General features: G+C 42.1%; 15 protein-coding genes. 10 read left to right on the forward strand and 5 right to left on the reverse strand.

Going from position 1 to position 14,471, the window contains the following annotated elements; all coding sequences use genetic code 11:
* The 8 genes from OCU56_RS04480 (at window position 1) to OCU56_RS04515 (ending at window position 7,978) form a co-directional block, all read left to right on the forward strand.
* Entirely contained in the window at window positions 1–540 is a 540-nt protein-coding gene (locus tag OCU56_RS04480) for a DUF4381 domain-containing protein (protein WP_261874336.1), read from the forward strand.
* Window positions 533–1,558: a vWA domain-containing protein gene (locus OCU56_RS04485; RefSeq protein ID WP_261874337.1), complete on the forward strand. Its 1,026-nt coding sequence runs from the start codon at window positions 533–535 to the stop codon at window positions 1,556–1,558. The genes OCU56_RS04480 and OCU56_RS04485 overlap by 8 nt, the downstream gene beginning before the upstream one ends.
* Window positions 1,551–2,531 carry a vWA domain-containing protein gene (locus tag OCU56_RS04490; protein WP_261874338.1) on the forward strand — a complete coding sequence of 327 codons (981 nt, stop codon included), beginning with the start codon at window positions 1,551–1,553 and terminating at the stop codon, window positions 2,529–2,531. The genes OCU56_RS04485 and OCU56_RS04490 overlap by 8 nt, the downstream gene beginning before the upstream one ends.
* Entirely contained in the window at window positions 2,525–3,253 is a 729-nt protein-coding gene (locus tag OCU56_RS04495; protein WP_261874339.1) for a tetratricopeptide repeat protein, read from the forward strand. The genes OCU56_RS04490 and OCU56_RS04495 overlap by 7 nt, the downstream gene beginning before the upstream one ends.
* 25 nt (window positions 3,254–3,278) lie before the next feature.
* Window positions 3,279–4,628, forward strand: coding sequence for a hypothetical protein (locus OCU56_RS04500; RefSeq protein WP_261874340.1), 1,350 nt, complete (start codon window positions 3,279–3,281; stop codon window positions 4,626–4,628).
* Between the two features lie 109 nt (window positions 4,629–4,737).
* Entirely contained in the window at window positions 4,738–5,670 is a 933-nt protein-coding gene (locus OCU56_RS04505; RefSeq protein ID WP_261874341.1) for a LysR family transcriptional regulator, read from the forward strand.
* Window positions 5,671–5,881: 211 nt separating this feature from the next.
* Window positions 5,882–7,108, forward strand: a complete 1,227-nt coding sequence (locus tag OCU56_RS04510) for a hypothetical protein (RefSeq protein WP_261874342.1) — start codon at window positions 5,882–5,884, stop codon at window positions 7,106–7,108.
* A gap of 255 nt (window positions 7,109–7,363) precedes the next feature.
* On the forward strand, window positions 7,364–7,978 hold the full coding sequence (locus OCU56_RS04515) for a hypothetical protein (protein ID WP_261874343.1): 615 nt from the start codon (window positions 7,364–7,366) through the stop codon (window positions 7,976–7,978).
* A gap of 54 nt (window positions 7,979–8,032) precedes the next feature.
* Here OCU56_RS04515 and OCU56_RS04520 read toward each other — a convergent pair whose 3' ends face one another.
* The 3 genes from OCU56_RS04520 to OCU56_RS04530 all read right to left on the reverse strand — a co-directional run bounded on the left by OCU56_RS04520 (window position 8,033) and on the right by OCU56_RS04530 (window position 10,424).
* The gene (locus OCU56_RS04520) at window positions 8,033–8,656 is read right to left on the reverse strand and encodes an SGNH/GDSL hydrolase family protein (RefSeq protein WP_261874344.1); all 624 of its coding nucleotides are present in this window, start codon (window positions 8,654–8,656) and stop codon (window positions 8,033–8,035) included.
* An 85-nt stretch (window positions 8,657–8,741) separates the two neighbouring features.
* A complete protein-coding gene (locus OCU56_RS04525; RefSeq protein ID WP_261874345.1) occupies window positions 8,742–9,248 on the reverse strand; it encodes an ankyrin repeat domain-containing protein in 507 nt (168 codons plus the stop codon).
* A 288-nt stretch (window positions 9,249–9,536) separates the two neighbouring features.
* Window positions 9,537–10,424: a PA4780 family RIO1-like protein kinase gene (locus OCU56_RS04530; RefSeq protein ID WP_261874346.1), complete on the reverse strand. Its 888-nt coding sequence runs from the start codon at window positions 10,422–10,424 to the stop codon at window positions 9,537–9,539.
* 192 nt (window positions 10,425–10,616) lie between these two features.
* Between OCU56_RS04530 and OCU56_RS04535 the strand changes: the two genes are divergently transcribed.
* Window positions 10,617–11,594 carry a transposase gene (locus OCU56_RS04535; RefSeq protein ID WP_261874347.1) on the forward strand — a complete coding sequence of 326 codons (978 nt, stop codon included), beginning with the start codon at window positions 10,617–10,619 and terminating at the stop codon, window positions 11,592–11,594.
* A gap of 265 nt (window positions 11,595–11,859) precedes the next feature.
* Here the strand turns inward: OCU56_RS04535 and OCU56_RS04540 are convergent, their stop codons facing one another.
* Complete coding sequence (locus OCU56_RS04540) at window positions 11,860–12,558, reverse strand: metal-dependent hydrolase (RefSeq protein ID WP_261874348.1); 699 nt, start codon at window positions 12,556–12,558, stop codon at window positions 11,860–11,862.
* A 258-nt stretch (window positions 12,559–12,816) separates the two neighbouring features.
* Between OCU56_RS04540 and OCU56_RS04545 the strand changes: the two genes are divergently transcribed.
* Window positions 12,817–13,290, forward strand: coding sequence for a Fur family transcriptional regulator (locus tag OCU56_RS04545; RefSeq protein WP_261874349.1), 474 nt, complete (start codon window positions 12,817–12,819; stop codon window positions 13,288–13,290).
* 168 nt (window positions 13,291–13,458) lie between these two features.
* Here OCU56_RS04545 and OCU56_RS04550 read toward each other — a convergent pair whose 3' ends face one another.
* A complete protein-coding gene (locus OCU56_RS04550; protein ID WP_261874350.1) occupies window positions 13,459–14,403 on the reverse strand; it encodes a LysR family transcriptional regulator in 945 nt (314 codons plus the stop codon).
* Window positions 14,404–14,471 lie beyond the last annotated feature (68 nt).

Consider the following 14,471-nt stretch of genomic DNA (forward strand, 5'->3'; position numbering starts at 1 on the left):
ATGACAACAAACACTGGGCTTGAGCCTTTGCAGCCAGAGAATGTGAATCCCTTGATGGCTTCATTGTCTGAGCCTTCTTTACCAGAAAGTATCTCGTGGCTACCGAATGCACCAGGCTGGTACTGGTTGCTGTTCGTGCTGTTTTGCATGGCGCTGTATCGCGTCTATTTAGAGGTTCAGAAGTACCTTGCAAACACTTACCGACGCGCTGCTTTAGTTGAGCTCGAACAGCTTTCTTTAGAGGTCCAATCCGGTGATAGCTCTTCATTTCAAAAGCTGCCACAACTGCTACGAAGAACCGCACTGTACGCTTTCCCTCGCGCCGAAATTGCGCCTTTGACGGGGCTGGATTGGGAAAAGTGGCTAGATGACCATTGCACCAAGCGCCCAGTTTCATCGGCGTTCTCAGCATCTGAACTCTCAGGCGTACTTGCTCAACTCGCCTATTCTCCTGCAGCAACATTAACGGAAGAAAAACGAAACGCCATCATGGAGAACGTTGCACTTTGGATAAAACATCACGAGGTGTCTCATGATTGAATTTGAATACCCAATAGCGTTTACACTGCTCTGTTTACCCTTTGCTGTGTATTGGCTATTGCCTATTTACAAAGAATCAAAAAGCGCGATTCAAGTGCCCTTTTTTGATCGACTGATTGCCGTTTCTTCGCATGAGCCCTCTGAAACGGCGGTCAAGATGAGCCGTCGTAAAGTTCAATGGCTATTGGTCATCATCAGCTACCTGGCGTTAGTGGCCGCGATCGCCAAACCCATGTGGGTAGGCGAACCTATCGAACAAAAGAAGTCTGCTCGAGAAATCATGGTTGCACTTGATCTCTCCGGCTCAATGTCAGAGGAAGACTTTGCCGATAAAGACGGCAATAAACACGACCGTTTAACCATTGCAAAGCAGGTTTTACGTGAGTTTGCCGATCAGCGAGAGCATGACCGATTAGGGTTAATATTATTTGCCGACTCAGCTTATGTTCAAGCGCCCTTTACTGAAGATATCAATGTGTGGCAATCGCTACTCGAAGACGTTGAGCTTGGCTACGCCGGATTTCAAACCGCTTTTGGTGATGCGATTGGCTTATCAATTGCCGTATTCGAACAAGAACAGAGCCGCCAACGAGTGATGATTTTGCTAACCGATGGTGATGACACAAGCTCGAAAATGCCACCGGTTAAAGCCGCTGAAATCGCAGCGAAATATGGCGTGAAGATTTACACCATTGCCATTGGTGATCCGAGTACCAAAGGTCGCTACAAAATGGATCTGCCAACCTTGGAGAAAGTATCAGCCGCAACTGGCGGGCAGATGTTTCATGCCATGGATCGAAAACAACTCGAACAAGCTTACGCAACGATAGACGAACTTGAACAGCAGGAGTTTGAGCTGTTGACCCATCGTCCTAAACACAGCTTGCACCACTATGCGTTTGGCGTATGCCTGCTGAGCAACCTACTCGCCGCCTTGATCCTGTTTGGTGCTAATCTGCATCGCCAACGAAAAATAAAGCGTGTTATTCGCCGCAGAGAGGAGCTCACCAATGACTGATTTGAATACGCTGTTTGGTGGCGATATTACCCAGTTTCATTTCATGCGCCCGCTGTGGTTACTGGCGCTCATTCCTTTCGTGTTGTTTTATCGAGCACTCGTTCAGCAAGATGATTTGGTCGCGCAGTGGCAGCCTGTGATGTCTAAAAATATGGTGGAACATCTGTCTCTCAACCAAAATCGAGCGCGTATGGTTTCCCCTAATCGGTTGTTTTTGGCGTTTGCAGTTCTCGCCACGCTTATTATGGCGGGGCCCACCTGGCAGCAGCAACCTTCACCGTTTTTTGAAGACAATTCCGAATTAGTGATTGCCTTGGATGTCTCGGACTCAATGAACAAGACTGACATTCAGCCATCACGATTGGTGCGCGCTAAGCAGAAGATCAATCAACTCGTCGAGCTGAGGGGAGATGCGAAAACGGGACTGGTTATTTATGGCGGCAGTGCCCACGTCGCCATGCCTGTCACTAAAGACAAAGAGTTAACGCGATACTTTCTTGATGTATTGGATGGAAGCTTGCTACCAGATAACGAAAGCAAACCGGCCTCGGTAATAAAACCGACGCTACAACTCCTTTCACAAGCAAAATCGCCCTCAACCGTATTGATACTGACCGATAAAACCAGCGAGAAAGCGATAGAAAAGCTCGCTCAAGAATTTGAACAGCAGCAGCATCAAGTGATCGTTTGGGCGATGGGTGAAAACCCACAAAGTGGCGGGAATGGCTCGGCAGGTTTGACAGACACTCAACTTGCTTCACTTTCAAAGCTAGCACAAGCCGGTCACGGAAAAATGATCACCTTCACTCACGACGCTAGCGATGTGGAAGCGGTTTATCAGGGCATTCAAAACAACTTGTTTGCGGTCAGCGACAATGCGCTTCCTTGGTTGGACGCAGGCTATTGGCTGCTGTTCTTGTTGCTGCCTATCCAATTAATGTGGTTTAGAAAAGGGTGGACGCTACAGTGGTGAATAATAAACAGGTAGTGAATCAAAAGGGAATCAATCAAAAGTTAGATACCCTGACGAAACCAGCCTCTTCGACGACACACAAATTCAGTCGTGTACGTTGGTTATCCCAACTTAAGCCAATGCATCTGTTGCTTATGCTTATTGCAGGTAATTTGGTTTGGGGAATCGCAGATAAGCACTCATTTTTTGATTTTTGGCTATCCAACGATCAGCACGCTTATGTCGAGTTCAAGCAAGGTAACTACACGCAAAGTGCCGCTCTGTTCGAAGACCCAACCTGGAAAGCGTACAGTCGTTATCTTTCTGGTGACTTCCTTGGGGCTATCGACTTGCTCAGTTCGCAAACGCACACTGAAAACAAGACAGAATCGACGGATTTAGCAACGTTAATCATCGCAAACAGCTACGCTCATACCGCGCAATTTGATAAAGCCTCAGCGCTATACAACGAGCTATTAAACAGCGATGTATATTCTGAGGAAGCGAGAAACAACTTAACGGTTGTGAAATCCGCCATTGAGAAGATCAAGAACACACCACCGACAAAACAGGATTCAGAAAAAGTCATTGATGATAGGAAGTTAGTCGACGAAAAACCAAAAGAAGGGAGTCAGAAAGAGCTCGTGATCTCTGACCAAGTTTGGCTAAAACAAGTCAGACAAAACCCGTCTAAGTTTCTAAGACAAAAATTTCAGCAGGAATACAGCAATGAACAGAATTAAATCGGCAATCCCAGCGATCGCTCTTGTGAAACCCTGGTTGACGGCCTTAACGGCATTGATGCTGCTTGCCTCAATGTCGGCAAGCGCTAACAACCTCGACCAACTGGTCAGTAACGGCGAATTGAAGCTCAGCGTTGAAATAAAAACTCAAGATGTGGCTGTGAAACAACAAGTCGCACTCGATGTTGAAGTATTGAGTACCCGCCCATTTACAGAAGAGTTAGTATTGCCTTATTTGGATATTCCCAATGCTGTCGTCAAAAAAGACGAGCAAAAAGTTGCGCGTTCAGCACGTACGATTGAAGGCAAAAAATGGTTTACACAGAAAGCTCGCTATTACTTGTACACGATGCAAGACGGGGAGTTTACCGTTCCTGAACTGAGTATTCCGGTTAGCATTGAATACGGCGACGAAAAGGCGGCTGAGGGGATGCTTCAATCCCAACCGATCAGCTTTACCTCTACCATGCCCGTGAGCAATATTGAACTGGACGCTTTGATTGTTAGCCCAAGAGCAGAATTGTCGATTTCAACCGATCGTCCGCTGACCGACGAGTTTGAGGTTGGCCACGCGGTCACCGCGACTTATACCTTGAGCGTGGCGAACTCGCTCATGATGTTGCTACCGGAGATCAGTATCCCAGACATTTCCGGGGTTGAGTTGTATCGCAAACCCGCCGTTAAAGAGAACGTATTTAATCGCCTAAACAAAAGTAATACCGCGACACTCAAACAGCAGGTAACGTTAATCCTGCAAGAACAAGGGAACATCGTCTTACCAAAACAGACCATGACCTGGTGGAACACAAAGACCCATCAGTTGGAGTCACTGACCGTAGAGGAGCAAACCATACAAGTCGGTGACGCTACCTTGCTGGACTCACTCAAAGCGACTGTCGGTGCCAGCGATGGGATGAATGCCGTCTCTAACTTAATGACGTCTTATTGGTACTATTTCGTCATCGCAGCTTTGTTCATTACCGCGACTGTCCGTCTTATCGTCAATCATTTCAGTGATTTAAAACGCTACTTTTCTGCGCGCCAACAGCTGAATACCAAGAAACTCGGCATCCAATTTTGTCAACATGTCGAAGAAAAACAGTACAGCAAAGCGGTGCAAGATATCTATAAGATGACGGGGCGAAGAAACATTTCGATAGGCACGCTACAACTGCCTCTCGATTCTGAATCAAACGACATTTGGAAGAAGTTATTGAAGCTTGGCTACGCAAAAGGTGCTGAAGGTTCGGTCTCAGCCTCCGCCTCAGTTTCACTAGCTGTTTCAGTAACAGAAGCCAAAACACTGTTGAAAGCGGTCAATGACTCACCGAAAACACGAAGAGCACCGTTTCGGTTCAGTTGGAATCTGAACTAAGCGGTGTTTTTAAATTCAGTGACGGAATGAACAAAAGGCGTTGGGCTTAACGATCACAGACAACGTCTTCAATTACCATTTGGTTTTATATAAGTATTAAGAGGCAAGGATGGCTAAAGACTTTTTCAACAATTTAGATTTGAATCTGTTACGCATTTTTCTCGTTATTTACCAAGAAAAAAACCTTAAGAAGGCATCAGTTCGCCTTCATGTATCGGCTCCCGCACTCAGCAAGTCCCTTAATCGACTGCGACATCACTTTGATGACCCATTATTTTTAAAAGTACCTAAAGGGTTAAGCCCTACGCCTTTTTCAGACAATCTAGCGGAAAAAATAACCCCAACTTTCGATACGTTGAATAATAACATCAAGTCACTTCAAGAATTTACGCCGAGCGATCTGAGCGGAAAGCTTACGATTGCGGTTTCTCCTTTTCTGTTGCATGCAATTGGGAAAGACCTGTTTACAGAAATTCACCAACAAGCTCCCAATATTGAGTTGCATCTAGTGAACTGGTCAAAAAGCTCTTTAGATGAGATTTCTGTAGGTACGAGTAAACTCGGCATTAATTATGACCTTCCATTGTCTAGGAAAGACATTGTGTGCCAGTTTATTATTAAAGATCAGTTTCGAGTTTATGTGAGGAAAGAGCATCCTGTACAAGGAGATGAAATTGAATTCACTGAGGCTAAAAATTATCCAATTGCAACGCTTATTGCGGCCGATTGGAACTTAAAAGAATCCTTTGCTGAAAAGATTATACGAGAAGTTGATATCACTCTTGAACCCAATATTGTTTTTCGTTCGGAGCTTCCATCTGCCATTTTAGATACTATCTCAGAAACAAATATATTGTTTCCGTCAACAGGGTATATACATATTGAGCGATACCCAAACCTAAGAGCTTTAAGCGTTGTTGATACAGAACAACTGTTACTCAAAGACATACAGGTTTATTATCCAACCAAAGATAGAAATGACCCAACACAACAATGGCTACTGAGAATCATTACTCAAATTCTAAAAGATTGGAATAAATAACCGATCACGGTCTACCTAAAATAATCCCAGGGATAATACATCTCGACAAAGTACTTAACACATCGCTATTAACCATGGGTTAATAGCGATGTTCCTTTTAGCTAATAGTACAAAGATCCCCAAGCAATTATTCTTTTCATTAACGGCAAGAACGCCAACTTAACCGCATAGACGCGTCACTAACGTTCAATACTTTTTGAGAAGCTAATTAATGAAAAAAACCATACTAGCCACTACTATTCTTTCAATGATTTCTTTCGGAACACTGGCAAAACCAGTAAATATTGCTGAAGCAAACCAACAAACTACTCTTTTGATTAAAGACCAAATGTCAGCAATTGACGCATCAATTCTTGCTCAACTTGAAGCACAAGATAGCTCTGAGGTTGTTATTAATGACGAGGTGTATCAGAAAGACAGTGAAGGTGGTTGGGCATTGGTTGGCGCTACTTCTGCTGCGTTATTTGCAGGGCTAGTAAGTGGTTCTTCAAGCAGTCCATCGGGTTCAAATGGTTCAGATTTACCGGGTAACTTACCTAATATCGATGCTGCTAATCCAGTGGAAAATACACCTGTAACACCAATTGAAGCAACGCCAGAAGCTGACAATGGTCGTCAAATTAGTAAAGTTGGTGACAACATTTGGTTGATCACCACACATGATGAAATGGACGGTTACATTGTTGATGAGCGTGCTCATAAAGACGGCATCAAGATCTACGATGAGAACGGAACAATGGTTCGTCATCTAGACGGTTCAAACTTGCCTGATCTGCCAATTGACGGTGGTTTTGACAATATCGACCCTGATTATGGTGTTCAAGTTGGCACGTGGAAGCGTGTTGACACTGGCGGCGCAGTGGGGATCATCAAATTCGAAAAAGTGACAGAAGATGGCGTACAAGAGCGTCTTATTGTTGACGAGCGTAAGTATAACGAAGGCATCAAGATCTACGATGAGAACGGTACAATGGTTCGTCACCTAGACGGTTCAAACTTGCCTGATCTGCCCATTGATGGTGGTTTTGACAATATCGACCCTGATTATGGTGTTCAAGTTGGCACGTGGAAGCGTGTTGACACTGGCGGCGCAGTGGGGATCATCAAATTCGAAAAAGTGACAGAAGATGACGTACAAGAGCGACTTATTGTGGATGAGCGTAAACATAACGATGGTGTGAAAATTTATGACGAAGATGGCACGCTAATCAATCATATCACTGGTGATATCAGTGCTGACGGTGGTTACATCGAAACAACGCGTGGTGGTGAAATTCACATCACCGTTGATAGGGAATCAGGCCGTATTGATGGAGTTTATTTAAATGACGTTGCTCAACAAAGAGTCGACAACATCAAAGACCACATTGGTTCGAACCCTAACTTTAAGAAAAACCTGCAAAAATTGAAAACCCGCGTGATGAGCGCTCGCGGCTAATCTAAAAATGAACAGTAAGCCCTGATTGGTACAGGGCTTACTTTCTATTAATGAATAAGGACATCATTTACCGAGACATCTGTTTTGCTTATAAGAACCTTTCGCAACATACTCTTTTATACTGTTACACTTTCTTTTTTAGTCGCGAGTAACATCGCCTATAGCGCAGCTTCAAATACCGCAATCCATACCGCATCAAATGTTGATGATGAGTTTGACTATATCGAATTTGTAAATCAAACATTCGATATCACCATGAGCCAAAGTAACTTCTTAGGCGACTACTCAAATAATTACGTATTTACACTTAACGCATCGCACAATATTAATGAAGATTGGCGTTTATTTGGCTCTGTAGATTCCGATAAATTTGGCGATATAGGATTAGGGTATTCGTTCTTCTTATTTGACGCAGTCTACAACGAAGTATCTGCTTCTATTGGTGGAAATACAGATAAAACGGGCGTGTATACTACTGGCATATTTTCGGCATTTAAGTACCAAGATATCGTCTTTTTTTCAAATTTTGAAACTCAGTATATTGATAGACAAGATCTATCAATTTCAAATATGGATGCAAAGATTAGGCAGGAGAGTATTTATTTGAACAAATTGATTGGTGCAAGCTATGAGGTTAGCGACTGGCTAAACTTGTCTGCTTCTTACGGTCATGATAAGCAACATTATAATAAGTGGTCGTTTAAAAGAATTGATTACACTTATCGAAGAGTGCAGGGTCAGGCTGATAGCTACATTAATCTTGGTTTTACACTCAACCTATGGGGCGTAAAACCGTATTTATCGCATCACTTTGATTTAAATAATTCAGATTGGAATTACTGGGATTTTAGCCTTTCTTTTGATTTTTAACACACGCAATGGGCCTTTGTACTTGTTTAGGCACATTTCACGACACAGATGCGGTTAAGAGAGTAACTCAGGCAGCATCTCGGCTAATTTATGGGCAAGTATGGCGTGCTGATCTGCTTGCCAATGCACGCCTTCTTTTTCACACGGAGTGATTAATTGGGCAGCATCTAAAAAATGACAGCCCAGTTCTTTGGCTCTTAATTGATAGAAGTGTCCAAATTGTTTGGATTTTGCTTCGGCTCCGGCAAAACCTTCTTTATTTGGATCGGACTCATAGACGTGCGCAGGGGATATTAATAACACTTCTGGTGCTTTTGCCATGTAACTGTGCTGAAAGTTTTGTACAACTTGCACCAGTCTTGCTGCGCCTTTAGATATGTCACTTGCACAGACATGAAATCGAGTTTTAAGATCGTTTGTGCCTAGCATGATGATGACTAAATCTGGGTGATGGCTTTCTAAGCAGGGAAGAAGATAATCTAGCCCTTTTTTGCCTGGCTCATAAGGATCTTCCAGGACTGTAGTACGGCTATTTTGACCTTCTTCGATGATGCGATAGCGACCGGCAAGGTGCGATTGAAGAAGCATAGTCCAGCGCTCATTCTCATTGTAGCGACGTGGTAGGTCTGGGGAATATCCCCAAGTGTTTGAATCACCAAAACATAATATCTGTTTCATTTACTTTGTCGCCTCGCCTTTTGGTTGTGAATATGCGTTTGGTTTATGGGTGGCTTATTTGTTTTATAGTTGCTTTCGTCGATGATTACTTAGCTATTTTTTTAAAAGCTAGTAAAAAACTGAGTTTGATAAACTTAACAATATTGCCCAGTTTAGAGGATGATTTTTCATTAGGATAGTGGCGATTTAAATAATCAATGATCTCTGTTCTTTTGAACATGACTGCCCAATCTTTTACGGTCATATTACTTTTATTCTTATATTCAGTGCCTGCGCCGTAAGAGAGAAGAAGCTCAAATATAGGTAGATTTCCTTTAAAAGCCGCACTCATTAACAATGTGTTCCCCACAGAGTCGGTAGAGTTAACATCTGCACCGCAGCGAAGCAGAGCTTCACAAAAGTCTTTTTGTCCGTTGTAGACTGCCAGCATTAATGCAGAGTAGCCGTTATGATTTTTTTCATCAAAATCAAACTCTGGTTGAGAGGTTAAAATATCGGCTAGGCCACGTAAATCTCCGCATCTGGCAAAATCAAAAATATCCGCCTCGTTACGATAGGTTTTTTTGTAAGAGGTCCACGTTTTTGCTGTCATGTATTTTACTACTTCGTTGAAAAGGAGGGGTAAAGTGTGCTCTTGTAGAGAGATTGGCTTTAAAATTAGGTTCTTTAGATAAAGTCTATAGAGGCAGTATTTAAATAAAATAGCCTTATATATCAGGTTGATAGTAACAAAAAAAACCTAGTATCACATGTTCATTGTCACATAATACTAGGGGCGTTTCGAAAATTATTAGAATAAAAAGATTTTTTTGCTACCCCAGATATTCAGTTTTTTTGGGAAAGAGGGACGTCTTGCTACTAATAAACGGCGTAGAATTAATTAGGATTCAGACCAATTAAATTTGCTTTCATCTATACCATCTTTCATCTCTTTAGCACGCTCTCTTCGATGCTTCTCTTCGATACGGGCTGCGTCTATTTCTTCCATTATTGCGTTAATGTCAGCGAGATCTTCTTGTTCTATAAATTCACCTGTTAGTTTGGTGTCAGGTTTTAGTTCCCCTTTTTCATAGATAGACCAGATTTCTTTAGCGTATTCGGTATTAGCAAGCTCAGGTGCAAACTGCGCGTAGTAATCACGAATATTGTTGATATCACGAGCTAACATCCATTCTGCATTGTTATTGGCCGCAGCATCAACGGCTTGGGGTAAATCTATGATAACAGGGCCATATTCATCAACAAGAACGTTAAATTCCGACAAGTCACCATGAATTAAACCCACGCACAGCATTTTAACTACATATGTCATCATAACTTGATGATCTGCAATGGCTTGCTCGGCAGGCATTACCACGTCATTAAGTCGAGGGGCAACATAACCGTCATCATCGGTGACTAGCTCCATAAGTAAAACACCATCGAAACAACCAAAAGGTTGGGGTACTCTTACCCCTGCCGCAGCAAGTTTATATAATGCGTCTACTTCAGCACTTTGCCAGACTTTTTCTTGTTGTTCGCGGCCAAATCCAGAGCCTTTTTCCATCGCTCTAGCGCGGCGGCTGTTACGTACTTTTCGGCCTTCTCGATATGCCGTTGCTTTTTTGAAACTGCGTTGGCTTATTTCCTTATAAACCTTAGCGCAACGTATGGTTTCACCACAGCGAACGATATACACCGACGCTTCTTTGCCACTCATAAGTTGGCTTTGCACCTCGTCAACTAAACCATCGTCAACTAAAGGCTGTATTCTTTTAGGTATTTTCATTGCGCCTTTATACCTTAGTTAAGGTGTTGATGAAATATCAATCAACCGAATATAGACTGAAAAGCTTATATGGCCACCCATAAAAGTTTATATGGCCACCCATAGGAGTTTATATTTGGACACCCACACTTAATCGCATAATCACTCAGTTCTTACTAAACTGTAGTGAGTGATTATTGTTGGAGTACTTTTATGCCACGTCCTCGACGTACTCAAATCAGTATTGAAGATACGCCTTATTACCATTGCTGTAGCCGTGTCGTTCGGCGCGCATACCTCTGTGGCAATGATTCGTTTTCCGGTAAAAATTATGATCACAGAAGACGTTGGGTTGAGTCGCTGCTAATGAAATTAGAGGGGGTTTTTGCCATTGATGTAGCCGCTTTTGCTGTTATGTCGAATCACTTACACGTGATATTGCGAGTAGACGTTGATAGTGCCAATAATTGGACAGATAGAGAGGTTTTGCAGCAATGGCATCAGATATTTAAAGGGGATGATCTAACTCATAGGTTTGTGAAAGGTGAAATCGTCACCTCTGAGGAAGTGCCTATATTAAAGCATGTTGTTGCGACTTATCGCAGTCGTCTGTGTGATATTAGTTGGTTCATGCGTTGCTTAAATGAACCTATTGCTCGCCAAGCAAATCAAGAGGATAACTGTACAGGTCGTTTTTGGGAGGGGAGGTTTAAGTCGCAAGCCTTATTGGATGAAGCCGCGCTTTTGACTTGCATGGCTTATGTAGATTTAAATCCAATTAGAGCCAAGATGAGCGACACACCAGAGCAATCTGATCATACCAGTATTCAACTTCGAATTAAGGCAGCAATGAAAGGGGAGCAACCAAAAAGTTTATTACCTTTTAGTGGAAATGAGCGCAATAATAATTTTAAAGAGATCCCTTTCTCGGTCAAAGATTACCTGCGGTTAGTAGAAGAAACGGGACGTATTATTCGTCATGGTAAGCATGGGGTAATAAGTGAGAAAAGCACTCAATTACTGAGCAAAATGTGCATCCCTAGTGATAATTGGCTGAAGCTCACCACTGAATTTGGCCGGTTGTTTCGTGGCCCTGTGGGGACACTAGAAGAGCTCACTTGTTATTGTGAGCATCTAGAAAAACGGCGGCGACATTTTTCTAGATGCTGTCTGTTGCTAACAACGGGCTAGTTTTCTTTCAATGCTGATATTGTGCTTCTTTTTTATCTACCTAAACTTTGTTAGGTAGATGGTTAACTATTTAATTTATAACCATTTACCGGCTTAGTTGGTGCTTTATAACGTACTTTTATCTGTTTTTGAACTTATTACCATAAGTATACTGCGGTTGAGGGCGGTATCTGTTGGTCAATCATATAGGTTACGTTGTCGCTTACGATGGGTGGCCAAATTTTAATAGCCAAATTTTAATATTCTGACAATGGGTGGCCTAATTTTAATAGAGTGTGAAGTTGTTCCAGTGTGTCATCGTCGTGATCGCTTCGGTTAGGCTGGGGGCGAAAAATGCATTTATTATACAAATGCCTATTAAGAAAAGGCTTAGTATTAAATGGTCGCTTGGGAGGAGTTTCAGTGCACTGCCGAATGAATTCTTAATTTTACATTGGCGCCATTCAATGCTGTTAAGTTCATCCATTACTAAGTGTAAAATGAATCCTATGAAAAAGAATAGCCCTGTCAACCAGGCTGTGAGCGCAGCTTTTATCACAATACCATCAATGAGATAGAAGCATAAATTGACTAATACTAGGGTGTTGGCTATACCAAAAATGATAGAGTGGCATGCTCCGCGGTGCGCGGTTATTTTTTTGAAAATGCGCAATAAAATTTGATGCAAAAATAGATAAATCGCGATAGGGATTAATAACAAGCGAAGTAGTCCTGTCGGTGTATGTGACTCCCCAATCACAAAATGCATCGCACCAAAACATAGGGCTATGGAGACCGCCCCATATATGACATCTAAAGAGGTCGAGCTATCAGAGTCAATATCAGGATACAAACTACCAACAGTACCGGCAAACCACAGCCACAGAGCTGTTTGGATGGTTATATCGCCTTTAGATAAGAGGGTCGCGGCCGCTATCCCCGTAACGGCTACGCCGGCTTTGAGGTGAGTGTCAAAGTTTGCCATTTTTTGTGTTCACTATGGGTGGATATTGATTATCTCAAGATAAGGAATGTAACCTCCTGCGGTGTGACGGGCAAGTTAGAAATGTGTCAGGTATCTGTTTATAAAGCCATTATGACCATTTTTGCATCAGAATAAGAGAAAGGGAGCAAGATTAACTATCGACCATGGTGTTAATTTCTAAGTAAAGCATAGGAAATGTTACCCAGTATACGGTAGACTAGTCTGCCGCGTTTGATAAAAAGTAGATATTAGATTCTCATGCAAGATAAACAACACTTATCCAATTATGATGCAATTCTTGAGCACGCAACAAAAAAGTGCGCGCAAAATGGTGGCCAACTTACCAATAAGCGTATGCAGGTTTTATTGTGTTTAACGGGTTCAGAAAAAGCGTTATCTGCTTATGAAATTGTTGATTTATATAAAGAAATGCATGGAGAGAGTATGTCGGCTATGTCGGTGTACCGAATTTTAGACTTTTTGCAAGAGCAAGGGTTGGTGCATAGACTTAATATTGCTAACAAATATATTTCCTGTGTTCATATTACCTGTACACACAGTCACAATACCGCTCAGTTCTTAATTTGTACTAATTGCTTTAAAGTGAAAGAAGTAAGTATTAATTCTAAGCTTATCAGTGAATTAGAGAAAAACGTAGCCGATGCAGGCTTTGTGTTTGCCAGCAATCAATTAGAGGTTAATTGCTTGTGTGAGGATTGCAAACACCTGTAACTGCTCGCTAATTCTTCCTCGTTTATTCATCAATCACGTACTAATAACCAGAGTGTTGGATAACTGTGCTTGTTCAACACTCTAACCCACTTTCTATTGATCAAGTTTAGGTGTCCTTACCTATCTTATTAATTATGGGTGTCCATATTTTGATTATCCATATTTTGATTATTTCGAGTCATTTAAGTGTGGGTGTCCATATTTTGATTTCGAGTCATTTAAGTGTGGGTGTCCATATTTTGGGGTGGTGGTTTGGATTAGTTTTAGCATGGCTTGACTGGCTTGGGAGATGTAATGCTCTTTGCTCCAGATGGCGGCCAGTTCCCAGCGGATGTTTTGCTTCATGGGGATAAAACAATAGTCGTCACTGTTTAATCTGCGACAGATGGGTTCGGGCATGAAACTGACTCCCATACCACTTTTAACCATTGCGGCCAGAAAGTCCCATTGACTGCTTCTAACACCAATATTTGGCGTAAAACCATGCTCTTGGCACATGTTGAGGACCACCTCAGAAATAACAAATTCAGAGTTATATAGGTAAAAAGGCAGATCTTTTATCTCGGTAATGTCTACGGCGTCAATACCTTGCCATTGAGGTGTTTTAGGTAATACTGCCAAGATAGGGTAGGTGCCTATGGGCCAAGTATTAAATCTAGGGTCGGATTGAGTCAGCATAGTCAATGAAATATCAATATGACCATTCACCACATCGCTTTCCAGTTTACGACTGCCACTTTCGACGATAGACACTTCAATATCTGGATATAAATGCGAAAACTTTTGAATAAGATTCGTGTAAAGGTGTCCTACCATAGGCGGAATCCCTAAAGTGATTTTCCCCCATTTCAATTGTTGTAAATCTTTTAGGCGAACTTCCATTTCTTTTTGCTGAAATAACATGGATTCGGCGTACTGAAAGACAATCTTACCGGCTTCTGTCAATTCAATATCTCGACCAATTCGGTGAATGAGCGCTTGCTTGTAAGTACTTTCTAGAGACTTCAATGCTTTACTTATGGTGGGTTGGGTGACATACAGTTGTTCAGAGGCTTTAGTAAAGCTTTTACTGTTGACTAAGGTGACAAAATACTGCAGTTCTTTCATTGTCATCTGACTATTCTTTTTTGGAATGTTTTGTACCTATAATATTCATTGGAGTTTAGTTTTGCAATGTTTGA

It is taken from the genome of Vibrio rarus, assembly GCF_024347075.1.
Classification (GTDB): domain Bacteria; phylum Pseudomonadota; class Gammaproteobacteria; order Enterobacterales; family Vibrionaceae; genus Vibrio; species Vibrio rarus.